This window comes from Microbispora sp. NPDC004025, from assembly GCF_053604425.1.
Map to the genome: position 1 here is coordinate 39399 of NZ_JBSGHN010000003.1, position 25550 is coordinate 64948.

General features: G+C 73.0%; 19 protein-coding genes and 1 other RNA gene. 7 read left to right on the plus strand and 13 right to left on the minus strand.

From position 1 onward, the window contains the following. Nucleotides 1-133 precede the first annotated feature (133 nt). Nucleotides 134-904, plus strand: a complete 771-nt coding sequence (locus tag ACWEQG_RS08365; protein WP_363463990.1) for a class I SAM-dependent methyltransferase — start codon at nucleotides 134-136, stop codon at nucleotides 902-904. Here the strand turns inward: ACWEQG_RS08365 and ACWEQG_RS08370 are convergent. The 5 genes from ACWEQG_RS08370 to ACWEQG_RS08390 all read right to left on the minus strand — a co-directional run bounded on the left by ACWEQG_RS08370 (nucleotide 845) and on the right by ACWEQG_RS08390 (nucleotide 9400). Continuing rightward, complete coding sequence (locus ACWEQG_RS08370; protein ID WP_452282960.1) at nucleotides 845-1828, minus strand: DUF3068 domain-containing protein; 984 nt, start codon at nucleotides 1826-1828, stop codon at nucleotides 845-847. The two genes, ACWEQG_RS08365 and ACWEQG_RS08370, sit on opposite strands and share 60 nt — an antisense overlap. Further along, a complete protein-coding gene (locus ACWEQG_RS08375; protein WP_452282962.1) occupies nucleotides 1825-5970 on the minus strand; it encodes an alpha-(1->3)-arabinofuranosyltransferase domain-containing protein in 4146 nt (1381 codons plus the stop codon). Before ACWEQG_RS08375 ends, ACWEQG_RS08370 begins: the two co-directional genes overlap by 4 nt. Before the next feature lie 8 nt (nucleotides 5971-5978). Further along, on the minus strand, nucleotides 5979-7247 hold the full coding sequence (locus tag ACWEQG_RS08380; protein WP_452282964.1) for a glycosyltransferase family 4 protein: 1269 nt from the start codon (nucleotides 7245-7247) through the stop codon (nucleotides 5979-5981). Nucleotides 7248-7430: 183 nt separating this feature from the next. After that, complete coding sequence (locus ACWEQG_RS08385) at nucleotides 7431-7562, minus strand: hypothetical protein (RefSeq protein ID WP_256862666.1); 132 nt, start codon at nucleotides 7560-7562, stop codon at nucleotides 7431-7433. A gap of 137 nt (nucleotides 7563-7699) precedes the next feature. Continuing rightward, nucleotides 7700-9400 carry a hypothetical protein gene (locus tag ACWEQG_RS08390; protein ID WP_452282966.1) on the minus strand — a complete coding sequence of 567 codons (1701 nt, stop codon included), beginning with the start codon at nucleotides 9398-9400 and terminating at the stop codon, nucleotides 7700-7702. Between the two features lie 272 nt (nucleotides 9401-9672). On the opposite strand from ACWEQG_RS08390, the gene ACWEQG_RS08395 reads away from it, so the two are divergent. After that, nucleotides 9673-10227, plus strand: a complete 555-nt coding sequence (locus ACWEQG_RS08395) for a hypothetical protein (RefSeq protein WP_452282968.1) — start codon at nucleotides 9673-9675, stop codon at nucleotides 10225-10227. Nucleotides 10228-10301: 74 nt separating this feature from the next. Here ACWEQG_RS08395 and ACWEQG_RS08400 read toward each other — a convergent pair whose 3' ends face one another. After that, complete coding sequence (locus tag ACWEQG_RS08400) at nucleotides 10302-11297, minus strand: MBL fold metallo-hydrolase (RefSeq protein WP_452282970.1); 996 nt, start codon at nucleotides 11295-11297, stop codon at nucleotides 10302-10304. 16 nt (nucleotides 11298-11313) lie between these two features. Then, nucleotides 11314-11916 (minus strand): hypothetical protein, encoded by a 603-nt coding sequence (locus tag ACWEQG_RS08405; RefSeq protein ID WP_452282972.1) that lies wholly within the window; start codon nucleotides 11914-11916, stop codon nucleotides 11314-11316. Nucleotides 11917-12095: 179 nt separating this feature from the next. Between ACWEQG_RS08405 and ACWEQG_RS08410 the strand changes: the two genes are divergently transcribed. Continuing rightward, nucleotides 12096-14894 carry a helix-turn-helix transcriptional regulator gene (locus ACWEQG_RS08410; RefSeq protein WP_452282974.1) on the plus strand — a complete coding sequence of 933 codons (2799 nt, stop codon included), beginning with the start codon at nucleotides 12096-12098 and terminating at the stop codon, nucleotides 14892-14894. Nucleotides 14895-15003: 109 nt separating this feature from the next. Here the strand turns inward: ACWEQG_RS08410 and ACWEQG_RS08415 are convergent, their stop codons facing one another. Continuing rightward, complete coding sequence (locus ACWEQG_RS08415; RefSeq protein ID WP_452282976.1) at nucleotides 15004-17211, minus strand: acyl-CoA dehydrogenase; 2208 nt, start codon at nucleotides 17209-17211, stop codon at nucleotides 15004-15006. Nucleotides 17212-17382: 171 nt separating this feature from the next. Between ACWEQG_RS08415 and ACWEQG_RS08420 the strand changes: the two genes are divergently transcribed. Further along, nucleotides 17383-18465 (plus strand): S1C family serine protease, encoded by a 1083-nt coding sequence (locus tag ACWEQG_RS08420; protein ID WP_452282978.1) that lies wholly within the window; start codon nucleotides 17383-17385, stop codon nucleotides 18463-18465. A gap of 78 nt (nucleotides 18466-18543) precedes the next feature. Then, nucleotides 18544-19587, plus strand: coding sequence for an adenosine deaminase (locus tag ACWEQG_RS08425; RefSeq protein ID WP_452282980.1), 1044 nt, complete (start codon nucleotides 18544-18546; stop codon nucleotides 19585-19587). Here the strand turns inward: ACWEQG_RS08425 and ACWEQG_RS08430 are convergent. From ACWEQG_RS08430 to ACWEQG_RS08440, 3 genes are all read right to left on the minus strand, one after another. Beyond that, nucleotides 19584-19988 carry a PIN domain-containing protein gene (locus ACWEQG_RS08430; RefSeq protein WP_452282982.1) on the minus strand — a complete coding sequence of 135 codons (405 nt, stop codon included), beginning with the start codon at nucleotides 19986-19988 and terminating at the stop codon, nucleotides 19584-19586. The two genes, ACWEQG_RS08425 and ACWEQG_RS08430, sit on opposite strands and share 4 nt — an antisense overlap. A gap of 14 nt (nucleotides 19989-20002) precedes the next feature. Beyond that, on the minus strand, nucleotides 20003-20290 hold the full coding sequence (locus ACWEQG_RS08435) for a hypothetical protein (protein WP_452282984.1): 288 nt from the start codon (nucleotides 20288-20290) through the stop codon (nucleotides 20003-20005). 63 nt (nucleotides 20291-20353) lie between these two features. Next, complete coding sequence (locus ACWEQG_RS08440) at nucleotides 20354-20911, minus strand: UTRA domain-containing protein (RefSeq protein WP_452282986.1); 558 nt, start codon at nucleotides 20909-20911, stop codon at nucleotides 20354-20356. Nucleotides 20912-21041: 130 nt separating this feature from the next. Between ACWEQG_RS08440 and ACWEQG_RS08445 the strand changes: the two genes are divergently transcribed. Together ACWEQG_RS08445 and ACWEQG_RS08450 are read left to right on the plus strand one after the other, a co-directional pair. Next, on the plus strand, nucleotides 21042-21638 hold the full coding sequence (locus ACWEQG_RS08445; protein ID WP_452282988.1) for a TetR/AcrR family transcriptional regulator: 597 nt from the start codon (nucleotides 21042-21044) through the stop codon (nucleotides 21636-21638). A gap of 93 nt (nucleotides 21639-21731) precedes the next feature. After that, the gene (locus tag ACWEQG_RS08450) at nucleotides 21732-22904 is read left to right on the plus strand and encodes an MFS transporter (RefSeq protein WP_452282990.1); all 1173 of its coding nucleotides are present in this window, start codon (nucleotides 21732-21734) and stop codon (nucleotides 22902-22904) included. Between the two features lie 54 nt (nucleotides 22905-22958). Here the strand turns inward: ACWEQG_RS08450 and ssrA are convergent. Both ssrA and ACWEQG_RS08460 read right to left on the minus strand, forming a co-directional pair. Next, nucleotides 22959-23344: a transfer-messenger RNA gene (gene ssrA, locus ACWEQG_RS08455) on the minus strand. A 298-nt stretch (nucleotides 23345-23642) separates the two neighbouring features. Next, the gene (locus ACWEQG_RS08460; RefSeq protein ID WP_452282992.1) at nucleotides 23643-25550 is read right to left on the minus strand and encodes a penicillin-binding transpeptidase domain-containing protein; all 1908 of its coding nucleotides are present in this window, start codon (nucleotides 25548-25550) and stop codon (nucleotides 23643-23645) included.

The following is a 25550-nucleotide window of genomic DNA, read 5'->3' on the forward strand; positions in this document are numbered from 1 at the left end:
GACCAGCAGGACCGCCGCGATCATGACAGGATTCGCCAGGCCCGCTCGCCATGCCGGCGCCATGCCGGGCCGTCCGGTACGCATGATCTGACTCATCGGGATTCTCCCAGCACTGTGGGACAAAAGGGGTGTTATGCTCCGGCGCACCCGACAGGAGAGGGACGTCGTGCACGCCGAGCCGTTCCGCGCCGACCTGGCCCGTTCGATTCGCCTGTTCAGCGCCTTCCGCAAGGAGCAGACCGACCCCGACTTCTTCTACGGCCTGCTCGCCCGCGACACCGTCGCCCAGCTCGCGGCATACGCCGACCTGGACGGCGCGCTCGTCGCGGACGTCGGCGGCGGGCCCGGTTACTTCACCGACGCGCTGCGCGCCGTGGGCGCGCGGCCGGTGTGCGTTGACTGCGACGCCGGGGAGATGAGCGCGCGCACCGGCGCGATCCCCGACGGCGCGGTGCTCGGCAGCGCCCTCGACCTGCCGCTGAAGACCGGCGCCGTGGACGTGTGCTTCTCCTCCAACGTGCTGGAGCACGTGCCCGACCCGTGGCGGATGGGCGACGAGATGGTGCGGGTGACGCGGCCGGGCGGCATCGTCTACCTGTCGTTCACCAACTGGCTGTCGCCCTGGGGCGGCCACGAGACCTCGCCGTGGCACTACCTGGGCGGGCACCACGCCGCACGCCGCTACACGCGCCGCCACGGCCGCTCCCCCAAGAACGTGTACGGCACGAGCCTGTACGCCGTCTCGGTGGCCCGGGCGCTCGCGTGGGCCAGGCGGCACCCCGGCGCCGACCTCGTCGGCGCCCTGCCGCGCTACCACCCTCGCTGGGCGACCCCGGTGGTCCATCTACCCGGCGTTCGCGAGATCGTGACGTGGAACCTGCTGCTGGTGCTGCGCCGCCGCTGACCTCCTCGTCCGGGTGCCGATCCGGTAGACCGCGGCGAGCACGATCGCGAGCAGGCCGCACGCCAGCGGGATCCACTCGCGCGTCAGCAGGATCCACCGGCGGAACCGGGCCGCCTCGTCGGCGAACGCCCGCACCTCGGCGGCGCTCGTCGTCAGGTCGGCGTCGAAGGCGACCTGCCGCTCGACCTGGTCGGGCGTGCGCAGGGTGTCGCGCCGCCGCTCCTGGGTGCGTACGGTCAGTCCGCTCTCCGGCTCGACCCAGATCGTGCGGGTGATCTCGGTGTATCTCGCCACGGTGACCCGCGGCTCGCCGGGCATGCCGACCGACGTGCCGGGCACCGGGCCGGGCAGGTCGGCCGTCTTCACCGGCCCGGCCGCGTAGGTGTAGCGGTAGGTCCGCAGGCCCTCGACGGTCTCCTCGCGCTCGAACCGCATCGGCGCCTCCCGCCGCAGCACCGGGTCGAACATCGCGTACGACCGCGGCTCCGCCCCCGCGGGCAGGCGGAAGGCGAGCCCGCTCTGCCGTACGCCGGGATCCTCGTCGACGTACCCGCCGCAGCAGTCGACGGCGAGGCCGGTCCGCCGGTCGAAGGCCGTGCGGCGCTCGTGGTAGTCGACCCGCTCGCCGTCCCGGGTGTCGAGCGAGGAGAACTCCACCCACACGGCCGTGCGGTCGTCCCCGGCCCGCGGATCGCCGTAGACGGCCACCGTGTTCTGCACGGGCACACCCCGGTGGAGGCGGAACGTGGCGGTGTCGAGATAGGTGGCCGAGGGCGAGACGAGCCGCTGGATCCTCGTCAGCTCCAGCGGCAGCACCGTGGTCCGCGGGGAGACGTAGAAGTGGAACAGCACCCCCACGGTGACCAGGAAGGCGATGCCCGCCAGGAGCAGCGTGCGCGGCGACCGCGGGAACGCGCCCTTCATCGGCTCACCTCTCCCTGATCCCGTACGGCGGCCAGCAGCCGGGCGAGCACGACGAGGCAGAGCGCGTCCGCGGCGAGGCCCTGCCCGGCCGCCTGGGCGACGCCGGCGAGGCCGAGCGCGACGAGCACCACCCACGTGGAGGCGGCGCGGCGGGCGAGGGCCCGCAGGCGGCTCGGGCCCGCGTGCTGGGCGGCGGCGATCCCGCGCAGCCACAGGAACGCCGCCAGCGCGGCGGCGACGACGGCCACGCCCACGACGCCCCCGGCCCACAGCCCGGCGAGCGGCGCCGCGATCCACACCCACAGCGCGCGGACGCGGCCGGGCCCGGCGGCGCGCAGCCGCGACCGGCCACGCACCAGGGCCAGGGCCACCACCACGAGGGCCAGGCCCAGCCCGGCGAGCAGCGCCGTGCGGTAGGCCGGATCGGGCTCGTAGCGCAGCACCACCTCGCCGCCGCCGGCCGGCAGCTCCCACGCCTGCCGCCAGCCGTCGAGCCGTGCCGGGGTCAGCCGCGCGCCGTCGAGGTACGCCTGCCAGCCGGCGTTGAAGTTCTCGTTGACCACCAGGTAGGACGGCGCGGCGGCGGCGACCCGGAGGCGGCGCTCCTGCGGCCCCCACGAGGTCACCGTGGCGGGGGCGGCCGTCACCGCCTTCCGCTCCTGCCCGGTGCCGTCGTCCAGCACCACCGAGCGCACCCGGAAGGCGTCGCCCGGGGCGACGCTGACCCTGCTGCGGCCCTCGGTCAGGCGGACGGGCGCGCAGCCCGAGTAGGTCAGCGGGCGGCCGTTGAGCACGTCGTCGAGCGTGCCCTCGATCACCCGGGTCGGCACGTCGTCGCCGTCCACCCGCAGGGTCGGGCCGTACCCGCAGGGCAGCCGCAGGGGGATCGCGCCGAGGCCGCCGAGGGGTTTCACCCCGGGGATGGCGATCTCGGCCACCTCGATCGCGCGGGAGGCGGGCGCGGTGAACTCGATGGTGAACTTCCGCGTCCTCAGCGTGGGGAACGTGAACACGCCGTCGCGGTCCACCCACCCCTGCACCGCTCGCTCTCCGGCACGCAGCGTGAGCTTCACCGGCGGGATGCCCTGCGCCGAGTCGGGGAACAGCACCCGGATGCGCGAGAAGCTCCGGGTCGTCCCCAGGTCGATCGACAGCGTCGGATGCCGGTCGAACGGCTGGGCGAACCACAGCGTCGAGGGGTCGCCGTCCATCGCCTGGCGGCCGAGCACGGCGCCGTGCTCGGCCGCCGTCGAGGACGCGCTCACGTGCGGGTACTGCTTCGGCAGCGTGGTGAGCAGGTCGGCCGCCTTCGGATCGGACAGCACGGCCTGCCCGCGCAGCGTGCGCACGCCGTCGCGCGCCACCGGGACGAGCCGGTCGAACCCGTTGCCGTCCTCACCCAGAATCTGCAGCCGGGAGGAGCACGTCCAGGTGACCGAGCCCCGCATGCACGCGTCGGCGTCCCCCTGCTTGGTCAGCAGCGTCGTGCCCGGGTCGCCCGCGCCGGTGTCCGTGTTGGATGTGTCGGGCACCGAGATCGTCCGCACCGCCCGCACGCCCGGGACGCGCAGGTCGGTGATGCCGACCCGGCTGCCGAGCGCCGTCTTCGGCTCGTACGCGAGCCTGGTCACCCGGATCCGCAGCCACTGGCTCTTCCCCGGCACCGGCGGCAGCGGCTGGAGCGCGTCGGTCCGCGCCACCGCCACGCGCCGCACGCCGCGCTCGGTCTCCAGCGCGACCTCGGCCACCGGCGGCCCGACCGCCTCCTGCTCGAACGCCGCCGAGATCTCCCTCAGGTCGACCTGGCCGGTGAAGCGGACCTCCAGCCACTCCCCGACCGCGCCGTGCCAGCCGTCCGACCGCCACCCCGTGCGCGGGTCGTCGTCGAGCGCGGCGTACGGCTGCCGCCCGGGGTCGCGCTGGCCCACGGCGGCCGTGACGCCGGAGTCCGCCGACGAGGCGGTGACGTCCTTCACGTCGAGATAGCGGGCGGTCGAGGTCGCGGCCGACCAGGCCGGATCGGTGAGATCGGTGGTCACGGGCGCCTGGTCGTCCGGCAGCGTGGCCGACGCGATGCGCCGTACGTCGCCGAACACGATGTCCCGTTTCCGCAGCGTGTCGGTGAGGATCGTGTCGCGGGGCGGGATCGCCGCGGCGCCCGGCTCGTCGCCGACGAGCACCGGCCGGTCGTCGGTGAGCAGGCCCTCCTCTGCCAGGTCGAGCACGGCCTCGGGGGCGCCCTGCACGCGCAAAGTGCCCGCACGGGGCACGGTCGAGGCGAGCGGGGCCGCCCCCGGGATCGTGTAGACCTCCAGCGCCGGGTACGGCTGGTCGAGCCAGCCCGAGGCGGTGCCGCTCGCGGTCAGGCCGACCAGCGGCCCGAACTCGGCGGTCCTGGACAACCCCGAGTCCTGCAGGGTCTGGTGCACCCGGGCGGGCCAGGCGGTGCCGAGCGTCTCCCTGACCAGGTCGTTGCGGATGAGCAGGTGGCTCACCCCGGCGCGGCGCAGGGCCTCGGTCAGGCCGGGCGAGCCGCGCCCGGTGGCGAAGCGCTCGTCCACCGCCTGCACGAGCCGGGCCAGGCCGGGCGAGCCCCACGGCACGTTGGCGTGGGTGGCCCAGCGCACGGTCAGCAGCGACTGCATGGGCTCGTCGAGCGGCCGGCCCCACAGGTACTCCCCGCGGGCCGAGCCGGGCATGGCGAGCACCATGCCGTCGCCCGCGTCGCGGTTCAGCCAGGCCGCCGCCTCCCGCCAGTAGGTGGGGAGGTCCGCGAAGGAGCCCCGGGCGGTCACCCCGGCCGTCCCGACCGGCACGAGCGTGAGCGCGAGCAGCCCGGCCGTCGCGGCGGTGACCGGCCCGCGCAGGCGCGCAGACCCTGTCGCCGGCAGGGCAGCGGGCAACGCGGCCAGGCCGAGCGCCAGCGGCAGCCGGATCAGCGCGTCGAACTTGTGCAGGTTGCGGAAGGGCGCGAGCGGCCCGTCGAACAGGTCCCTGACCTGGCCGGTCCAGGGGTGGGCGAGGTCGCCCGCGTGGCCCGCGGTGACGATCAGCAGGCCGGCGACCACGCTCAGGACCAGGAACGTCCGCTCCGGGGTCGCCCTGCGGACGACGCCGGTCAGCCCGAGCCCGGCCACCAGCGCCGTCGCGGCGACCAGCCACGGCACGGTGGCCTGGTCGTAGGCCGCCGGCAGCCACGGCTGCCCCTCCACCGGCAGGAACGAGATCCAGCTCGACGTGCCGCGCAGCGTGTTCACCAGCGAGGTGACGCTGGTGGTCGCCGACGCCGTCTCGATGAACGGCAGGAACGAGAAGATGTAGCGCCCGAGCAGCAGCAGCGGGACGAGCCACCACATCGACACGAGGCCGGCGAACAGCAGCCACCAGCCGAGCAGGGCCCATTTGCGCCCGCCGTGGCGGCGGCTGAGCAGGTAGACGAGCGGGACGACGAGCACGGCCAGTTCCGCCGCCGCGTTGACGCCGCCCGCGAACAGGAACACGACGGCCGAAAGCGCGGCGGCCCGGCGGGGGCTCACGCCCTCCCGGGTGCCGCGGACAAGCGGCAGCAGCATCCACGGCAGCACGGCGCTCGGCTGGAACTCCGAGGAGTTGATCCCGATCAGGGCCAGCGCGTGCGGGGCCAGGGCGTAGGCGAGCGCGCCGAGGATCCGGGTGCCGGGCGAGCCGATCCCCATCGCCCGGGCCAGCCGCTCGGTCCCGAGGAACGCCGCGCACAGCACGAGCGACATCCAGAGCCGCTGGATGTCCCAGGCGGGCATGTCCATGGCCCGGAAGAGCACGTAGAACGGCCCCATCGGGAAGAGATAGCCGTACGCCTGGTTCTGCAGGTGGCCGAAGTAGGCCGGATCCCACAGGTGCAGCGCGCGCGACAGGAACCCCAGGGGATTCACCGCCATGTCGAGCTTGGTCTCGGAGATCACCGCGCCCGGCGCGGTGTTGAAGGCGACGGCCGCCAGCAGCAGGCAGCCCGCGAGCAGCCGGAGCCGGTGCCGCAGCGTCCCGCCGGGCGGCGCGGGACGGGCGGCGGGGGCGGGCTCGGGCGCTACGGCACTCTCGCCGGGCGCACGGGTCGCCTCTTCCGGCGCGGGCTCCCGCGGCTGGACCGGGACGTCGACGGACACGGGCGCGCTCAGGCCTCCTGCTCATGACGGCTGTCCGGCGGCCGTACGGGGAGCCTACCGAGTTCGCCCGCGACCAGCCCGGTCATGGCGGCCCCGGTCTTCCCCCAGGTGAACTCGCCCGCCCAGCGCCGGCACGCCCGGGCCATCCGGGCCCTCGTCAGGGGGTCGTCCAGCTCCCGCAGGGCGTGACCGACCACGTCGGCGAGCCGCTCGCCGTCGCGGACCAGCCAGCCCGTCACGCCGTGCCGTACGGAGTCGCGCAGGCCGGCCACGTCGTAGGCGACGGTGGGCACGCCGAGGGCCGCCGCCTCGATCACGGTCAGCCCCCAGCCCTCGAACTCCGAGGCCGTGACGTTGAGCCTGGCACGGCTCAGCACCGCGTTCTTCTCCGCCTCGGGCAGGAATCCGTGCAGGTGGACGCGTCCGGCGACGTCGGGCCTGCCCGCCCGCTCGGCCAGCCGCTCGTGCTCGGGCCCCCTGCCGACGACGTGCACGTGCAGGCCGGGACGGCCGGGCGCCAGCTCGGCGGCGAGCTCGACCACCCGCTCGACGCGCTTGTGCCCGACCAGGCGTCCGAGGTAGACGACGGCCGGGTCGCCCGGCACCGGCTCACTCGCGACGGGTCTGGCGGTCGGGCTGCCGTTGGGCACCACCTCGATCGGGGCCAGCCAGCGCAGGCGCTCGCGCATCTCGTGGCGGGAGGACTCGGAGACCGTCACCGTCGTGCACCGGCGGTACAGCAGCCGCGCCACCGGCCCCTCGATGAAGCAGCCGATCCGCGCCAGCCAGCGCGGGAAGAAGGCGTAGAACTGCCGGTCGTGCACGTGGTGGACCACGCAGATCACCCGCGTACGGCGGCGCGCCACGACCGGCGAGAAGAACGGAATGCCGTTCATGCAGTCGACGACGACGTCGAACCGGCGGCGGTGCAGCAGCAGCCAGAGCGGGACGAGGAGATAGACCAGATACTTGCCGCCCATCCTGCGCAGCCGGATGCCGTCACGCGACTCGGCGCGGGTCTGGTACCGCTCCCGGCTGGTGAGGAAGCTGACGCTCGCGCCCTGGCCGACGAGGTAGGCGGAGATCCGCCACGCGTACTCCTCCGCGCCGCCGGCGACCGTCTGGCTCGGTTCGCGGAAGTTCAGCACGGCCACGCGTACGCCGTCGAGCAGGGGAACGGCGGCCGGAGTGGCGCCGGCGGCCGCCAGGTGCGGCCTGTCGGGCGGCTCGGGAAGGGGGCGACCCGAGGACTTCGCCTTCGCACCCTGTGCGACCACGATCACTCCTTCGGGTGACACGTCTCGGCGGGAGTTCGGGGAGCACCGCGTCACCCGATCGGGGCGGGTACGGCGGTGCGGGCGAATCGGGGCACGGACGCATGAGGGCATGGCGAAACCACGCCCCTGACGGGCTCGGTCTTCGCGGAGGTCCTTATGGAACGGGTGTCAGGTCTGCCGCGTTCACCTGTCGCCGTAGTTGTAGAGCGGCTTGTTCGGCGGCTCCGCGGTGGGCGCTGCCACGTTGACGACCGCCACGGAGGCGACGCCGGCGAGCACGGCCCCGACCGCGAGAGCAGCCAGCACCTTCAACACGGGAAGCTTCCTCCTTGTCGGAGCGGGCGATAGAGGCCGAGAGTAGAACGTGATACAGGTCCTACACCATAGCCTTGGTCAAACCGTGATAAAAAGACTTACTGTCCAGTATGCCATCGATCCCTGATCGTGGCTGGTCACAGCCGCACCAGCAGTAGCTCCCGGCCTCTGTAGACGGGGGTCGCCCCCGGCAGCCAGGACAAGAACGTGTTCTCATCAAGCCCGGTCGCGAGCACATAGCGCACTCCCTCCCGCCGCAGCACGTCCGCCGCGGACGAGGCAGGAGGGCCGGCGCGCGGCGTGCCCCCGGCCGTGGTGAGCGCCGCGGTGAGCGCGGACGCCACCGCCTCGATCCGGCGGATCCGCGGGCTCTCGGCCGAGACCCGGATCCGCCCGCCGCCCGGCACGCCGACGACGAGCGTCTCGTCCCACAGCACGGGCCGGGAGAACATCTTGGTCGCGGGGTCGAGGACCACCCGTCCCGAGTTCCAGGAGAAGGCCCGGTAGGCGCTCCAGGGCAGCGACAGCAGTGCGCCGGGAGCGGGGTCGCCGTTGACGACGGCCTGGACGCGGCGCCATTCGCCGGGATACCCGGCCGTCCCGAGCCTGCCGAACGCGCCCAGCGCGAAGGTCGGCAGCACGAGCACCGGCACCGCCACGGCGGCCGCCGCCACCGGAGCGGGCAGGCTCCGGCGCAGGGCCGCCGCCACGACCGCGACGCCTGCCGCCTGCGCGAGCGCGAACGGCGCGACGTACACCTGGCCGTCGCGGAGCGGGCCGAAGCCCGCCCACCAACCGATGAGGGCCCGCAGCACGCCGGACGCGAAGGCCCCGGCGCAGGCGATCAGGACACCCGCGCACGCCGCCACCGCCAAACCACGCCACCACGCGGGCCTGCGGGTGGCACCGCCGAGCCGTACGAACCCGGCGACGGCGACGAGGGTCAGCGCGAGGCGGGCGGCGGCGAGCCCCGGGCCGTCCTGGCCGGGCACGACGGCGTGGGAGTTCCAGATGCCGCCGAGGGAGAGCAGGCTGCCGAGCGTCCCGAACGGCCCGTCCGCCCGGGGCGCGAACGCGGCCACCCCGGCGGGATCGGTCACGGCGTCCGACCGGAGTGCGGGGACGAGCCACGGCAGGCTGAGCACCACGACCACGGCCGACGCCCACGACACCGACCTGAGCACCGCGCGCGCCCGCCCACGCCGGGCGGCGGGCGCTCTCCCGGTCCCCGGCGTCGCGATGGCCGGCTGCTCCGCAGGACCCGCTGTGGGCTCGTGTCGCAGCGCGGCGACCGGGAGCACGGCCAGGGCGCTGACCAGCATGGCCTGGAACCCGCCCACGGCGGCGGGCAGCAGGGCCGCCGCGAGCCGCCCGGTCCCGCCTCGGGCCGCCGCCCGTACGGCCCAGGGCAGTCCGGCGTAGCCCAGCAGCAGCGCCCAGTGGCCGATGAGCAGCCGCTGCGCGAGATAGGCGTTCCAGGCGTAGAACGCCGCGGCGGCCAGCCGGGGCACGATCGCCGTCCGCACCCGGGCCTCGCGTGCGCCGCCCGAGGCGGACCCGGACGACAGGGCCTCGCCGGCCAGGGCCGCCGCGCCGGAGGCGGCCAGCGTGAACAATCCGAGCAGGATCGCCTTCTGCACGATCTCGGCCGGGATCACGGCGGACAGCAGCGCCACGACCTGGTCGCTCGGCACGGCCCGGGGGAAGCCGTCGCCGAGGCGCAGCGGCGGGTCCGGCACGAAGACCATGTCGTAGCGCAGCGTGAACCCCGGCCCCAGCGCGGGCCCCAGCGCGAGCACGCCGAGCGCCAGGCCGAGCAGGGCCGGCCCGAACCGCACGACCGCCGGCCCCCGTGCGGCGCCCGCATGCCCCACAAGGCCAAGCCGCACAAACCGGAAGGGCCGCCACATGTCGTACAGGCTAGTGGCCCGCCTTGACGGCGTTCGATCGCGTCGGCGCCTGTCGGCGGCATCGCCGAAAGGCGGAGAAAGGGGACGGCAAGGCCGTTGCAAGCGCTCGGCCTTACCACTGGACACGGCCGCCGCGACTCCCGGGCGGCGACCCGCCCCGCCCGCACGTCACGGCGCACCTCAGTACACCGGAGGATCACATGCCCCGCTCGACCCGCCACCTGACCGGTCTCGCCGTCCTCGCCGTCGTCGCGGGCGGCCTGGCCGCGCTCACCGTCCCGGCCCAAGCGACGCCCACCCCCTCCGCCGCGGCCGCTCCCGACACCACCCCGACTCCCAGGCCCACCCCGACCGCCCGCCCCGGCGAAGTCGCCGTCTTCAGCTACGCCGGCCTGGACGCCGACTGGGGGCCCTTCTACTCGGTTCGCCGGAACGGCGCGCGGGCCATGGCCCGCGGCCGGGTGTGGGAGGACGAGGACAACGGCAGCTTCAACTTCGAGGCGCGGCTGTACGACCGGAACTCCCCGGTCAGGCTGTGCGCCTACCTGCGACTGAAGGCCAAGACCGAGGAAGAGACGTGGAGCAGGACGCTGAAGAAGTGCGGGCCGGACGGCTACGCCCGCTTCTCCTTCCACGACTGGGAAGAGCATGTTCCCCAGGACCTCCGGGTCCAGGTCTGCTACCGGGACGCGCTCACCCGCACGGTCGCCTCCTGCGGCGGGTGGTGGCACGCCTACCGCTGGATCGAGCAGTGACCGCCGGTCGACGCTGACGGCGATCGGAGCCGCCGGTGTCGCCGGAGATCGACCTCACCGCACTCGGTCAGTCCTCAGCGGCTCTCGTACAGGCGGTATGTGGCCAGGACGTTCAGCCGGTGCAGGTCGCGGCAGAGTGTGAGCATGCCCTGCCGGGCGAGGTCCGGTGGCACCGGATAACGCGCGAGGGCGGCCGACAGCCGGGGATCGAGGCGCTCCGCCCACGGATCGGTGCACGCCGCGAACGTCTCCTCCAGATCGCGGCCCGCCCGCACACTCGCCTCCACCTCGGCATGAAGTCGTTCGAGGTAGCCGATGAGAGTCTCCAGGGCCGCGGGCCCGTCCCCCATCGGCCCGTGGCCCGGGACGATGGTCTCCAGGTCCGGCAGCGCCTCGCGCATCCTGCGCAGCGAGCCCACGTACGGTTCGGGGCCGCCCTGGAGCAGCATGTGGGCCGTGCCGGCGTGGCAGAGGAAGTTGCCGGTCCAGGCGGTGCGGGCGTCGGGGACGTACACGATCGTGTCTCCCGGGCCGTTGCCGGGGCCGAAGTGATGCAGCTGGACGACGCGTCCTCCCAGGTCGACCTCGGCGGAGAAGTCGAACGTGAGGTCCGGCGTGCGCCACACGGTGACCTCGTCGAGCAGCGCGGCGTCGCCGTACATGTTGGCCGAGCGGGTCTGTTTCTCGTACGCCAGGTCGGTCATGTTCGCCTTGTTCGCCCCGGACGAGATGATCACGACCTCCTGGGGGAACGCGGCGTTGCCGAAGGTGTGGTCGCCGTGGTAGGTCGTGTTGACCAGGTAGCGGAGCGGCCGGTCGGTGAGACCGGCGACGGCCGCCTGGATCTGGCCCGAGACGGCGGAGGTGATCCCGGCGTCGACCACCAGTGCGGCGTTCCGCCCCGCGATCACGCCGTTGTTGTCCTTGGGCGGCAGGCTGGCCATGAGCGCCCACACGCCGGGCGCGAGTTCGTGCGGCACCAGTTCGAGACCTACCGGCGACAGGTTCGGGCCGCCGTAGCCCGCGGGCCGCTCGGCGATCTCCCGTTCGGGGATGCGAGACAGTGACATGACGATTCCCTTCGGTTCAGTGTCGGACGGAGGCGGCGACAGGGCGGGCGTCCGGGGCGACGGCCGCCCGGGGGAGACCGGCCGTCCAGAGGCGGTGGACGAGGATCGGGCCGATGACCCAGTAACCGAGGGAGGTGACGATGCCGGGGAAGGCGAGGTCACCCGAGACCAGGTCGTAGACGGGATGGCCGATCGCGTTGCCCATCGCCCCCATGACGGCGAAGAACCAGGCGATGAGCAGCGGCACCCGCCAGCCCCGGTAGATCGCGAGCGCGCCCAGCGCGAAGGCCGCGTAGGAGACCATGTTGATCCAGACGAACAGGGGCAGTGACATGGCCTGCGCGCCGAAGACCTCGATGGGCCAGCGCCGGTTGAACCCGTTCATGAACTCCTCCCCGAAGTGGAGGAACTGCCAGGCCAGGCCGACGAGGTAGACCGGCAGCACGCGCGAGGGGTCGGGGGGCCGGCGGTCGGTGGTCGCGAGATGGCAGCCGTAGGCGATCACCATCGCCGGGATGAAGGTCAGCCAGAGCGCCAGGCCGGGCGACAGGTAGGCGAACAGCGCGATCAGGGCGGCGGCCATGACGCCGGCGACGACGGTGGGACGGTGGCGGGTCATCGAGTGCTCCTCACGAGGTGGAGCGCGCGGGCGGGATCCGGACGCCGGTCCCGTCCCGCTGTGGAGAAGGTCGGAAGGTCCATGCCGACGACGCTAGGGCGGCGCCGCCCACCCGGAATCTGTCACGTGACCGGTCATCCCGAAGCGGACATACGTCACGTCCTCCATAAGATCGGTCCGTGCTGTACGGGCGGAGGGCCGAGACCGATCGGATAGATCACCTGCTGGCCGAGGCCGGGAACGGCCGGAGCGGCGCTCTGGTGATTCGCGGTCCGGCGGGGATCGGCAAGACGGCGCTCCTCGACCACGCGGCGCGGAAGGCGTCCGCCATCGGGATGCGCACCTTGCGCGGGGTGGGCATCGAGAGCGAGACCGAGCTGGCGTTCGCCGCACTCCACCTGGTGCTGCGCTCCGGACTCGACCGCCTCGACCGACTGCCGGCCCCGCAGGCGGACGCCCTCAGAGGAGCCCTCGGGCTGGCCGCCACGACCACGCCCGACCGCTTCCTGGTCGGTCTCGGCGCGCTGACCCTGCTGTCCGAGCTCGCCGGCGACGGACCCCTGCTGTGCCTGGTCGACGACGCCCAGTGGCTGGACCGCTCCTCGGCCGACGCGCTGCTGTTCGCCGCCCGGCGGCTGGAGGCGGAGGGGGTGGCGCTGATCCTGTCCCTGCGGGACGGCGCCCACGGTTTCCGGCCGGCCGGCCTGCCCGAGATGAGGCTCGGCGGCCTCGAACCGGCGGACGCGGCCACGCTGCTGGGGGCGACCGCCGGCACGCTGGCGCCGCACGTCAGGGACCGCGTCCTCGCCGAGAGCGAGGGGAACCCGCTCGCGCTCATCGAGCTTCCGGCGGCGCTCACGCCCGAACAACGGGCCGGACACGTCAATCCGCTGGCCTACCAACTCGGGCCGCTTCCGCTCCCCGGGCGGATGCGGGAGGCCTTCCAGACGCAGATCCAGTCCCTGCCCGAACCCGCCCGGACCCTGCTGCTCGTGGCGGCCGCGGAAAGCACCGGCGACCTCGCCGTCGTCCTCGCGGCCGCACAACGGCTGGGCGTCGGCCCTGACGCCGCCGAACCGGCCGAGCGTGCCGGGCTCATCCGCGTCGACGGGGAGCTCGCCTTCCGTCACCCGTTGATCAGGGCGGCCGCCTACCAGGGAGCGCCGTTCACCAGGCGCGTGGCCGCCCACCGGGCACTGGCCGCCGCACTCGACGACGCCGCCGACGGCAGCCGGCGCGCCGACGCACGGGCCTGGCATCTGGCCGCCGCCTGCACCGGACCCGACGAGGCCGTCGCCGCCGTGCTGGAACAGGCGGCCGAGCGGGCCAGGCGCAGAAGCGGCCACGCCGCCACGACCGCGGCCTACGAGCGCGCCGCGCAGCTCACCCCCGACCCGCGCGATCGGGTACGCCGGCTGATCGGCGCCGCCGAGGCGGCGATGGACGCCGGCCAGCTCCCGCGGTCGCGCGCGCTGGCCGACCAGGCGGCCCTGCTCACCGACGATCCGCGTGAGCAGGCCAAGCTCGCGGGGGTCCGCGCGGCCGTCGAGTTCGAGCAGGGCTCACCGCGCGTCGCGCACGGCATCCTCATGACCGCCGCCGCCCCCATCGCGGCCGCCGACCCGGGCATGGCGGCGTCCATGCTGGCGGAAGCCGTACGCGACGCCTGGTTCGCCGGCGCGCCCGAACTGGCCGGGCAGGCCGTCGAGCGGCTCCACGCCCTGGATCTGCCGGCCGGGCATCCCCTCCATCCGGTCATCTCCGCGTTGACCGGACTGGCCGCCCTGCTGGCGGGCGACTCCGCGCGCGGGCTGGTGCCCATCCACGCGGCACTCGCCGACGCCGGGCGATCCCAGCCCGCCGATCCCGGAGAACGGCTCATCATCGCGTCGATGGCCTTCATGGTGGGCGACGACGAGACGTCCCTCGACCTGGCCGCCGGCCTCGCCGACGACTGCCGGGCCCAGGGGATGATCGGCTGGCTGCCGCACGCGCTGCAGAACCTCGCCAGCAGCCAGCTCTACCTGGGCCGGTTCCGGGACGCGAAGGCGTCGGCCACCGAGGCCGTGCGCATCGCCGAGGACACCGGGCAGCATCACCGGGTCGACCACCTGCAGGGCGTGCTCGCGTGGCTCGCCGCGGTCTCCGGCGACGACCGGACCTGCGAACTGCTCACGAGCCGCGTTCGCGCCCACGCCACGGATCACGGCAACGTGTCGAGTCTGGCCTGGGCCGTCTGGGCGCAGGGCCTGCTCGCGCTCGGACAGGGCAGGACGCGGGCCGCACTGGACCATCTGGAGACAGGTCTCGCCGGCACCGTACGCCACCAGCTCTCGACCACCTTGTTCGTGCCCGATCTGGTGGAGGCGGCGGTCCGGTGCGAGCAGCCCGAACGGGCCAGGGCGCCGCTCGCCAGGTTCGACGAGTGGGCAACCGCCACCGGGCAGTCCTGGGCGCGTGCCGTCGCCCTGCGCTGCAGAGCGCTGACCGCCGCGCGGGACGAGGACACGGAGAGGGACTACGTCCGGGCCGTCCGCCTGCACCTGAACGGGGGGCGGCCGTTCGAGGAGGCCCGCACCAGGCTCCTGTTCGGAGAATGGCTACGCAGGAACCGGCGCAAGTCCGACGCCAGAATCCACCTCAGACAGGCGCTGGACATGTTCGAACGCGCCGGCGCCGCCCCCTGGGCCACGCGTGCCCGCGCCGAACTGCGCGCCACGGGAGAGGTCTTCGGCGACGTCCGCACGGTGGGCGCGGCCGGCCTGCTGACCCCGCAGGAGCTGCAGATCGTCCGCCTGGCCGCGCGGGGCGCCACCAACCGCGACATCGGCGCTCAGCTCTTCCTGAGCCCGCGCACCGTGGGCTATCACCTGCACAAGGCCTTCCCCAAGCTCGGCGTCGCCTCCAGAACCGAACTGGGCCGGCTCGACCTCGGCGATCCCGCCCTCGCGACGAGCCCGCGCCACCGCGACGGCTGACCCCGGCGTCACGGACCCCGGCCGGTGCGTCGCCGGCACGGCGGACGCATGGGGTCACCGCACGAGCGACCGGGCGGGCCTGCCGTCGGCCCGCCCGATCACCCGAGGGTTACTTGCCCGGCTCGGGGTCGCGGGGCAGGCCGAGCATGCGCTCGGCGATGATGTTGAGCTGCACCTCGGTGGTGCCGCCGTAGATGGTCATCGCCCGGGTGGCGAGCACGGCGCGGTTCCAGTAGCCGGCGTCGCCGAGCTTCCAGTCGGCGGCGGTGACGGCGGCCGGTCCGAGCAGGGAGACCGCCACCTCGGAGACGTGCTGCGCGTGCGCGGTGGACAGCAGCTTGCGCACCGAGGCGTCGGCGCCCGGCTCGCTGCCGGCGAGCTGCTTGAGCGTCACCCGCAGCGACAGCGCGTTGATCGAGTGGGACTCGCAGACGACGCGGGCGAGGTCCTGCCGCTCGGCCGCGGTGAGCTCGCGGCCCAGCCGGCCCGCCAGGCCGAGCAGGTCGGGCACCGAGGCGCCGGTGCCGCCCGAGCCGGACGACAGCGAGACGCGCTCGTTCGACAGCGTGTTCCGCGCGACCCGCCAGCCCTCGTCGACCTCGCCGACGACCAGCTCGTCGGGCACGAAGACGTCGTCGAGGAAGACCTCGTTGAACAGGTTCTCCCCGGTCATCTCGGTCAGCGGCCGCACGGTGACGCCCGGCGCCTTCATGTCGACGAGGAAGTACGTGATGCCGTCGTGCTTGGGCTTGGAGGTGTCCGAGCGGGCGATGCAGATGGCCCACTCGGCGACGTGCGCCACCGACGTCCAGATCTTCTGGCCGTTGAGCTTCCAGCCGCCCTCGACCTTCTCCGCCTTCATCTGGAGCGAGGCGAGGTCGGACCCGGCCCCCGGCTCGGAGAAGAGCTGGCACCAGATCAGCTCGCCGCTCAGCGTCGGCGGCAGGAACCGCTCCTGCTGCTCCGGCGTGCCGTAGGTGACCAGCGACGGCACCACCCACGCTCCAATGATCATCTGCGGCAGCTTGATCTTGGCCGCCCTGATCTCCTGGTGGATGAGCACCTGCTCCAGCGGGGAGGCCGCCCGGCCCCAGGGCTTGGGCAGGTGCGGCATGACGAAGCCCGCCTTGGCCAGGGCCCGCTTCTGCTCGGCGCCCTCCAGAGCGGCCATCTCGGCGAGCTCCGCCCGGATGGACTCGCGCAGCGGCTGTGACTCCTCCGGCAGGTCGATCTCCATCTCCCGCGCGACACCCTCCAGCGCGAGCGCGGCCACCCGGTCGGACCACTCGGAGGACGAGCCGAGCAGCGCGCGGATCGTCAGCGCCCGGCGGTAGTACAGGTGCGCGTCGTGCTCGAAGGTGTAACCGATGCCGCCGAACGTCTGGATCGCGTCCTTGGCGCACTGCACGGCGGCGTCGGGCGCCATGACGGCGGCGATCGCGGCGGCGTAGTCGCGCTCGGCGTCCTCCGCCCGGGTGGCGTCCCAGACCGTGGCCCGGGCCTGCTCCAGCGCCACCAGCATCCGCGAGATCTTGTGCTTGATGCCCTGGAACTGGCCGATCGGGCGGCCGAACTGCACCCGGACCTTCGCGTAGTCGGCGGCGGCGGCCACGCACCAGGCGGCCACCCCGACCGCGTCCGCGCCGAGGACGACCGCGGCGATGTTGCGCACCTCGGCGCCGGTCAGGCCGGTCAGCACCCGCTCGGCGGGCACCCGTACGCCGTCGAGCTCGACCTTGGCCACGCCGCGGGTGAGGTCGAGCGACTTGACCGCGGTGACCGTCGCCTGGGCGGCGTCGATCGCCACCCACTCCTCGCCGGCGTCCGTGGTCACCGGCAGGACCAGCACGTCGGCGACCGCCGCGCCGAGGACGTACGCGGCCGCGCCGCCGATGGTCAGCGCGTCGCCGTCGCGCGCACCGGTGACCGCGCCGTCCAGCGCCACCGCGCCGGTCAGCGACCCGTCCGCGAGCCCGGGCAGCAGGTCGGCCTGCGCCTTGCCCTCCGAGGCGAGGATCGCGGCGCTCGCGAGCACGGTCGGCACCATCGGCCCGGGCGCCACCCGCTCCGACAGCGCCTCGATCGCCACCGCGGCCTCCAGCAGGCCGTAGCCGGAGCCGCCGTACTCCTCGGGGACGTGCAGCCCGAGCAGCCCCTGGCCGGCGAGAGCGGACCAGAAGGCCGGACGCTCCTCCGCGCCCGGATCGGCGAGGACGCCAACCGCGCTCCGCACGAGGTCGGCGGGCACGGCCCGCTCGGCCCATCCGGTCACCGACTCGCGAAGCGCCTCGTGCTCCTCGCTCAGCCCGATCCCCATAAGATCCTCCAGCGCTAGGTCCTTGTAGAACCATATTCTAGAGGAATATTCGCTGGCTAGGCCGGGGGTTTCGCGGGCTCCGGTATCGGCCGTTCCCGGCACCCGTCATGACCTGCGCCGGTCCCGGCGCGCCGCCTTGCGGCGGCCGTTCGCGCAGGTAGACAGGGGGCTATGCAGCTCTCACGGAAGGTCCTCCGTACGGTCGCCGGCCCGGCCGTGGCCGCGCTGGTCGCGGGGGGATGCGCGTCGGGAACCACCCCGGGCGAGACCGCCACCCCGAACGCGGCCCGGACGACGGGCACGGCGGCGCCCGTGCCCAGCCGCCCGATCGAGCTCGAGACGACCTACGAGCAGGTCATCAAGAGGGTCCTTCCGTCGATCGTGCAGATCACCACAGGTCAGGCCCTCGGCTCCGGCATCGTCTACGACACCGAAGGCCACATCCTGACCAACGCCCACGTCGTGGGCGCCGCGAGCGAGTTCCAGGTCACGCTGGCCACCGGCGGCAAGCCGAGGAAGGCCCGGCTGGTGAGCTCCTATCCCCCCGGCGACCTGGCGATGATCCAGGTCGAGAACGCGACCGGGCTCACGCCCGCCACCTTCGGCCGCTCCGCCGACCTCAAGGTCGGGCAGATCGTGCTCGCCATGGGCAACCCGCTCGGTTTCTCCGGCAGCGTGACCCAGGGCATCGTGTCGGCCCTGGGCCGCACCGTGACGGGCGAAAGGCACGCCGGCGGCGGGGCCGCGACCATCACCAACGCCATCCAGACCTCCGCGCCCATCAACCCCGGCAACAGCGGCGGCGCCCTGGTCGACCTGTCCGGCCGGGTCATCGGCATCCCGACGCTGGCGGCCGTCGATCCGCAGCAGGGCACCGCGCCCGGCCTCGGCTTCGCGATCCCGAGCGACACCGCGACCGACGTGGCCCGCCAGATCATCCGGTACGGCCAAGTCGTCAACAGCCGCCGGGCGGCCCTCGGCGTACGGGTCGGCACGGCGGTCGACGCGAGCGGCGAACCGGTCGGCGTGGCCGTCGGCTCCGTGTCTCCCGGCGGCGGCGCGGACAAGGCGGGCATCCGCCCCGGCGACGTGATCGTCAAGGTCGAGGGCACCGCCACCCCCACCGCCAGCGACCTGTCGCAGATCCTGGCCACGCTCAAACCGGGCGACAGGGTGCGGGTGGAGCTGATGCGTCCGGACGGCACCAGGAGGACGGTCGTCGTGGTGCTCAGCGAGCTGCCGGCCGGAAGATGAGCCCGATCCTGACAAAGTGATGTGAGATACCGCGAAATCGCTTGGAGGCGGCCCACAGGCGGTTGTTACCGTCGCCACGTGATCTCTCCGGAACTCACCCGGTTCATCTCCGGGCTGCCCAAGGCGGAACTGCACGTGCACCACGTCGGCGCGGCGTCGCCGCGCGTCGTCGCCGAACTGGCCGCGCGATACGAAGGGTCGACGCCCGTACCCGCCGACCCCGCGCTGGTCGAGGCGTTCTACGACTTCCGCGACTTCCCCCATTTCCTCCAGGTCTACCTGCAGGTCGTGGACCTCGTCAGGGAGCCCGGCGACCTGTGGACGCTGATCCACGGCATCGGCGGCGACATGGCGGCCCAGCGGGTGCGGTACGCCGAGCTCACCATCACGCCGTACCTGCACTTGGCCCAGGGCATGACCCCGGAGGAGCTGTGCGAGGCGATCGAGGACGCCCGCCACCGGGTCGAGGCGGACTACGGCACGGTGCTGCGCTGGTGCTTCGACATCCCCGGCGACTTCGGGATCCCGGCCGCCGACCGGACGCTGTCCCTGGCGCTCGATCACCGGCCGGAGGGACTGATCAGCCTGGGGCTCGGCGGCGGCGAGGCCGGGGTGCCCCGGTCGATGTTCGCCCCGCACTTCGCCCGAGCCCGCGCCGCCGGCCTGCACTCCGTGCCGCACGCCGGTGAGGTGACGGGCGCCGAGTGCGTCTGGGACGCCGTACGCGCACTCGGCGCCGAGCGGATCGCCCACGGAATCCACAGCGTGCAGGACCCCGCGCTGCTGGAGCACCTGGCCGAGCACGAGATCACGCTGGAGGTCTGCCCCACCTCCAACGTGTGCACCCGGGCCGTGCCCAGCCTGGCCGAGCATCCGCTGCCCGCACTGGTCGCGGCCGGAGTGCCGGTCACAGTGAACACCGACGACCCGCCCATGTTCGGCACCGACCTCAACCAGGAGTACGCCGTGGCGGCCGAGCTGCTCTCCCTCGACGAGAAGGGCGTCGCCGACCTGGCCCGCGCCGCGGTGGAGGCGTCCTTCCTCGACGCCGGGGGCAAGTCGGCCCTGCTCGCGGAGATCGACGCCTACGCCGCTCAGAACTCGTCGGCGCCGCTCACCTAGGCCGTCGCGTCCGGAGGCCTCGATACGGCCACGACCTCCACGATGCCGTCGAGACCGGCGAAGTCCTTCGGATTGGCGGTGTAGAGAGGAAGCCCGTTGCCGGCCGCGATCGCGGCGATCATCAGATCTGCCACCCTGCCGCGTGGCTGGCGGCCAGAGATACGAACCGCAGCGCATATCTGGCCGTACATCCGGGCAGCCTCGGCGTCGTAGGGCAGCGCGTCAAAGGTCGCCTCGACATGCTGCAGGACCGCTATCCTCCGGGCCCGCTTGATCGGGTCGGTGGTGGCATGCGGGGCGTCCGACAACTCCCCGAGCGTCACAGCGGTGATCAGGGATGCTTCCGGGAGTTCGGCGGCGTCGAACAGGGGCAGGACGGCCACGACGTTGGTGTCGAGCACACCCTCCGCATGCCTCACAGACCGGTCCCCTCAAGCGGATCGGCGGGCAGCTCCTGATCGATCACGGCGTCCAGATCCGCACGGAGTTCGTTGGCGTCGAGAACAGGCGCGGTGGCGAAAACGGCAAGCACCTCCGCGGTCGGCACGGCCCGGCGACGCTTGATCGGGATGACCTCGGCAAGCGGCTCACCATTGATCGTCAACACATACTGCTGCCCTTGCCGTAGCCCCCGGGTGATGCTGCCGGAGTCACTGACGAACTGCCGCACACTGACATCGACAGGTCTGGGTCTGGCGCTCATCGTTCCATCGTAGCGACCCGTACTACGCCGTACCACAGCTTCTTCGCGAGGCGCCTACGCCGCTCAGAACTCGTCGGCGCCGCTCACCTGAACGATGTCGAAGACGTGGCGAGAGGCCGCGCAGACCGTCTCCAGCACGTGGATCGGCAGGTCGTCGGCCGAGTAGGCGGCCCGCACGATCTGCACCACCCACTCTCCGGGGTCGAGGTGCAGCGTGGCCGCCTCGTCGTCCCGGGGCGGCCGGGCCACCAGCTGCTCCTCCGCCCGTCCGAACCGGTGGCCCAGCTCCTCGATCCGCGACTGCAGGCTCGGCGACAGGAAGCCCGGCTCACACAACGGGGTGTCCGCGAAGAGATCGAGCCGCAGGAAGCTCGTGGCGACCCGCACCGGCACGTCGCCGGCGAGCAGCAGCTTGCGCCGGGCGAGCACCGGCGTGCCCGGCTCGATCCGGAGCCCGGCGGCCACGTGCTCCGACGCGGGCTCCGGGCCGACGTACAGCATCCTGCGCCCGGCCCGCACCCCCTGCCGCTCCGCCTCCGTCAGGAACAGCGAGGCCGATCCCCGTACGGCCGGCTCCGACGGCAGCGACCGCCGCACCACCACGTCCCGTTCCCCCACCACAGGCCCCCTCCCACGTACGCCCCGACTCTAGGTACTCGTCATACCTGAGAGCCACTCCGCGGGTGGGTCCCAGGGCGCCATGGGCAAGAGTATTGCAACGTTCGGTTCAAAACTATGTTAGGCTGCCCGCATGGCCCGGCCGAGGACGTTCGACGAGGAGTGGGCCCTGGACGCGGCGATGCGCACGTTCTGGAAGAAGGGCTACGAGGCCGCTTCCACACAGGACCTGTGCGAGGCCACCGGACTGGGCCGCAGCAGCATCTACAACACCTTCAAGAGCAAGCAGGATCTGTTCGAGCGCGCGCTGGATCGCTACCTCGACAGCATGACCACCGCCCACCTGTCCATCCTGGAGGACTCGACGAGGAGCGGCGCCGATCGCATCCGCTCCCTGCTCGCCCTGGTCGTCGAGGATGAGACCGCGAACCGGACCGGCGGTCGCGGCCCGGGTTGCCTGGGCGTGAACACCACGGTGGAAGCGGCCGCCCACGAGACCCGGGCGGCCGAAATACTGCAGCGTGACTCGACCCGGCGACTGTCGGCCCTCCGCACAACCATCGAGGAGGGCCGCCGCGACGGAAGCGTCGCCTCGGCGCGCCAGCCGGTGGCGCTGGCCCGATTCGTCAACGCGGCCATCGCCGGCATGCGCGTCTCCAGCCAGGGAGGCGCGGACCGCGCGGCCCTGGAGTCCATCGCCGAGATCACCCTGGACGCCCTGACCCGCTGAGCCGCCGGCCCCGGCACCACCGCGCCCGAACGGCGTCCTTACATGCCCTAATTTTGAACCGATCTATCCAAAACTCTGTGAGAGGAGGCCTTCGTGCCTCATGCCGTGTATGTGCTGGCGCTCGGCATCTTCGCCATGGTGACCAGCGAGTTCGCGGTCGCCGGGCTGATGCCGCAGATGGCCGCGGGGCTGGACGCCACCGTTCCCCAGATCGGCTACCTCATCACCGCGTTCGCGGTGGCCATGGCGGCCGGGGGACCATTCCTGACCGTGGCGGTAAGGAAGCTGCCGCCGCGCACGGCGCTGACGGCGCTGCTCGCGGTGTTCCTGGCGGGCAACGCATTGGCCGCCACGGCCACCGGCTACGCCACCATGATGGGTGCCCGGATCATCACCGGCATCGCCTCTCAAGCCTTCTTCGGCGTCGGCATCTCGCTGTGTGCCCGTCTCACCCGGCCCGAGGCCCGCGGCCGGGCGATCGCGGTGGCCATGAACGGCCTGATGCTGGGCACCCTCCTGGGGCTGCCGCTGTCAACGGTGATCGGCGAGCGGTTCGGCTGGCGGGCGGCGTTCTGGGCCATCTCTCTGCTCGCCCTGATCGCCGCGGTGGCCACCCTGATCGGTGTGCCGCGCCTGGACCACACCGAAAGCGGCGGTCTCCGCGAGGAGGCCGGCGTCTTCGTCAGGCCCAGGCTGTGGCTGGCGCTGTCGACCAGCACGCTCATCATCGGCGCCACCTTCTCGGCCTTTAGCTACTTCAACCCCATCCTCACCGAGGTCACCGGGTTCTCCCCCGCAACGGTCCCCCTGCTGCTGGTCGCCTACGGAGCCGCCACGGTCGTCGGGAACACGATTATCGGCCGCCTCGCCGACCGCCACACTGTTCCCGTCCTCGCGATCGGCCTCGTCCTGAACATGGTCTTCCTCACCGGCTTCGCCGCCTTCGCCGACCTGCCGGGCCCGACGGTCGCCTGCATGATGGGCGTCGGCCTGGTCGGCGTGACCATGAACCCGGCGATGGCCACCCGCGTTCAGCGAGCCGGAAACGCCGGCCCGCTGGTCAACACCGTCCACTCCTCGTTCATCACCCTCGGCATCATCCTCGGCTCCTCCATCGGGGCCGTCGTCATCGACGCCTGGGGGCTGCGGGCCCCGCTGTGGCTCGGCGCCGCGCTGGCGCTGGCCGGTCTGGCCACCCTCCTGCCCGACCTCGTCCACCGCGCCTCCGCCCCGCTCACCCCTGACGGGCAGCCGCAACGGGTCTAAGACGCGAAAAGGGCGGGGAAGAAGCGTCGGCTTCCTCCCCGCCCTTCCGCGGAGATGTGGAGGTGGCGGGAATCGAACCCGCGTCCTTCAACACCAAGACAGGGCTTCTCCGGGTGCAGCCTGTTGCGATTTTCTCGGCCCCGGCAATCTCACAGGCGAGTCGCCGACGGGCCCAGTCACTGTTTGATTTCCCGTACGGCCCCGTGACCGGGCCGGACGGTTGAGCCTTCTAGCGATGTCAGTTCCGGGCCGAAGGCACTCCCGGGCTGACAGAGGTTTCTCGCTGCTTAGGCGGCGAGAGCCAGGGAAGCCTGGCTGACCTCAGTGCTCTTGTTATTGGCACTTATTGGTTCGCGGTCACAGTGTTGACGGGGTTATGTCCGCAGTCCCCGACCCGCTTCCCCTGACTTGCAATGTCGAAGTCGAAACCGGTCACCCCCTGTGCAGTTGTCAACCCGGCCCCGGAGGGCCGGCGTCACAAGCTTACTCATGACAACACCGGTGGCGCGACTCCAATTCCGCCCGGCCGGTGGGACGCCGAAGCCCCCGGGACGCGGCCTCTGGCGCACGCCCCGGGGGCCGACCGGCAGGGTCGAGCCGGTCCGGATGGCAGGGCTCCCCCCGAGATGGAGCCCTGTCCTCATCACGGCGACTGGGCCCGCAACCCCCCAAGCGGGTCCCAGTCACCTAGAAAGACGCCGGTCGCCGTCCCGATGGTTGCTCGCCCTCACGCATTTTTCAGGTTTGGGGCTGAGCCGTGCGGAAGAAGCTCCCGGCGATCGCCGGGGCCGACGACAGGTCGCCGCTCTTCGCCAGCACGGCGACCGCGACGTCCCCCTGCCAGCCCACGAACCACGAGAGCTTCGTGCGCTCCTTCTTCTCCGTCTGGGTGACCTCGGCGGCCACGCCGTACACGGGATCACCGGGGGCGGAGGCGGCGGAGGCCGCGCCGGACGACACACCGGCCCGCATGAGCGTGCGCAGCTTCGCGGTGACCGCGGGGTCGAGCGTCACGGGCTGCGCGGCGGCCGCGGTGGTGCCGCCCTCGGCGCTCGGATCGGGCGCGACGGGCGAGACCACCAGCGTCGGCGGCCGCCACGTGCCGGACCTGACGGCCGCGGCGACGAGTGCCATCGCCAGCGGGCTGACCCGCGCGCCCTGCCCGGCGATGATCTTCGCGATGGCCGCGTCGCCGTCGGGCTCGGCGATCGACCCGCTGAAGGTCTTCAGCGGCAGCTTCCAGTCGCTGCCGATGCCGAACTGGCTCGCGCTGGCGGCGAGCCGCTGGCCGCTGATCCGCCGGGCCAGCGACGCCAGAGCGGTCACGCAGCCCTGCGCGAAGTCGGTCTGGAAGGTGGGCGTCGTCACACCGTCTACGCCGGGCTGCTGGAAGCGCGCCCCGCCCACGGTCCGGTCGGCGCTGCACGGCACCTTCTGCTTCGGGTCGAGGCCCGACTGGAGCAGCCCCTCCGCGGCGATGATCGAGAAGGCGCTGCCCGCCACGTATTTGCCGGCCAGCGCGTCGTCCTCCTGGTGCAGCTGGTTGGTGGAGACGGCGAGCACCTCGCCGGTGGAGGCCTGCACCGCGACGAGCGCGGCCGGGCGGGACCCCGCGACCGCGGCGTCCCCGGCGCTCTGCAGCCGGCTGTCGATCGTGGTCTGGACCGAGGAGTTCTCCCGCCCCGGCCACGCCTTGAGCTCCTTGACCTGTTGCCCGGTGGCGTTGTCCAGGATGACGACCCGGGTCTCGGTCGAGCCGGTGAGCTGGTCCTGGTAGGCCTCCTGCAGGCCGTCCCGGCCGAGCGTGTCGCCGGCCCGCTGCGGCCCGCCGAGCCGCTGCTCCGCCTCCGGGGTGATGGCCGAGACCACACCGACGATCTGGGTGGGCGACTTGGGCGCGACCGGCGGGTTGTCGGTCTGGAACTCCAGCCCTCTGATGGCCTCCAGCTTGGACCTGATCTGGGCGAACTTCGTCCGTCCGAACGTCGCGAGGGGGACGAAGTCCTGCGGGGGCGACGACAGGATGCGGCTCAGCAGGCGGTCCTGCGCGAAGCCGGTGATCTTCGACAACTGGTCGCAGAGCCGACCGGGGTCCTTGACCTTGGCGGGGGTGACCCCGGCGACGTGCAGCACGGTCTCGTCCTGCAGCGCGTTGCCGTTGCGGTCGAGGATGGGCTTGCGGCCCTTGGGGACGGTGGCGACCGCGAGCCGCTGCCCGGGGTGCAGGTCGGGGTGGATGACGCTCGGCGACCACCGCACCTTCCACTGGCCGCCGACAAGGTGCAGGGGCAGGTCGCCGTCGTACTGCCAGAGGGGGTTGTTCTCCCCGAGGTCCACCTCGGCGTGGTAGCCGGCCTGCGCGGCGTCGCCGTCCTGGTTGATCGCCCGCAGGGAGAAGCGGACCGAGGCGGCGTCCAGCTGCAGGCGGGCGTCCTCCAGCGCCTTACGCACCGCCGCCTGGTCGCCGTCGGCCCGCCGCGCGGCGGCCGCGTAGTCCCCCGTCTGCCAGCCGACGAGGAAGTCGCGCACCGCCTCGTGCGGCGACGGCTCCTCGAAGCAGGCGGTCAGCAGGGGCGCGGTCAGGCCCAGCGCGAGCGCGGCCCGTACGGCTCTCGCCCGGACGACCCCGAATCTTCGGAAGGACAC

What these genes read in the sequence shown, in the direction of transcription:
- ACWEQG_RS08365 (WP_363463990.1), top strand. Translation starts at nt 134, where the DNA reads ATGCTCCGGCGCACCCGACAGGAGAGGGACGTCGTGCACGCCGAGCCG.
- ACWEQG_RS08370 (WP_452282960.1), bottom strand. Translation starts at nt 1,828, where the DNA reads ATGAAGGGCGCGTTCCCGCGGTCGCCGCGCACGCTGCTCCTGGCGGGC.
- ACWEQG_RS08395 (WP_452282968.1), top strand. Translation starts at nt 9,673, where the DNA reads ATGCCCCGCTCGACCCGCCACCTGACCGGTCTCGCCGTCCTCGCCGTC.
- ACWEQG_RS08400 (WP_452282970.1), bottom strand. Translation starts at nt 11,297, where the DNA reads ATGTCACTGTCTCGCATCCCCGAACGGGAGATCGCCGAGCGGCCCGCG.
- ACWEQG_RS08405 (WP_452282972.1), bottom strand. Translation starts at nt 11,916, where the DNA reads ATGACCCGCCACCGTCCCACCGTCGTCGCCGGCGTCATGGCCGCCGCC.
- ACWEQG_RS08415 (WP_452282976.1), bottom strand. Translation starts at nt 17,211, where the DNA reads ATGGGGATCGGGCTGAGCGAGGAGCACGAGGCGCTTCGCGAGTCGGTG.
- ACWEQG_RS08420 (WP_452282978.1), top strand. Translation starts at nt 17,383, where the DNA reads ATGCAGCTCTCACGGAAGGTCCTCCGTACGGTCGCCGGCCCGGCCGTG.
- ACWEQG_RS08435 (WP_452282984.1), bottom strand. Translation starts at nt 20,290, where the DNA reads ATGAGCGCCAGACCCAGACCTGTCGATGTCAGTGTGCGGCAGTTCGTC.
- ACWEQG_RS08445 (WP_452282988.1), top strand. Translation starts at nt 21,042, where the DNA reads ATGGCCCGGCCGAGGACGTTCGACGAGGAGTGGGCCCTGGACGCGGCG.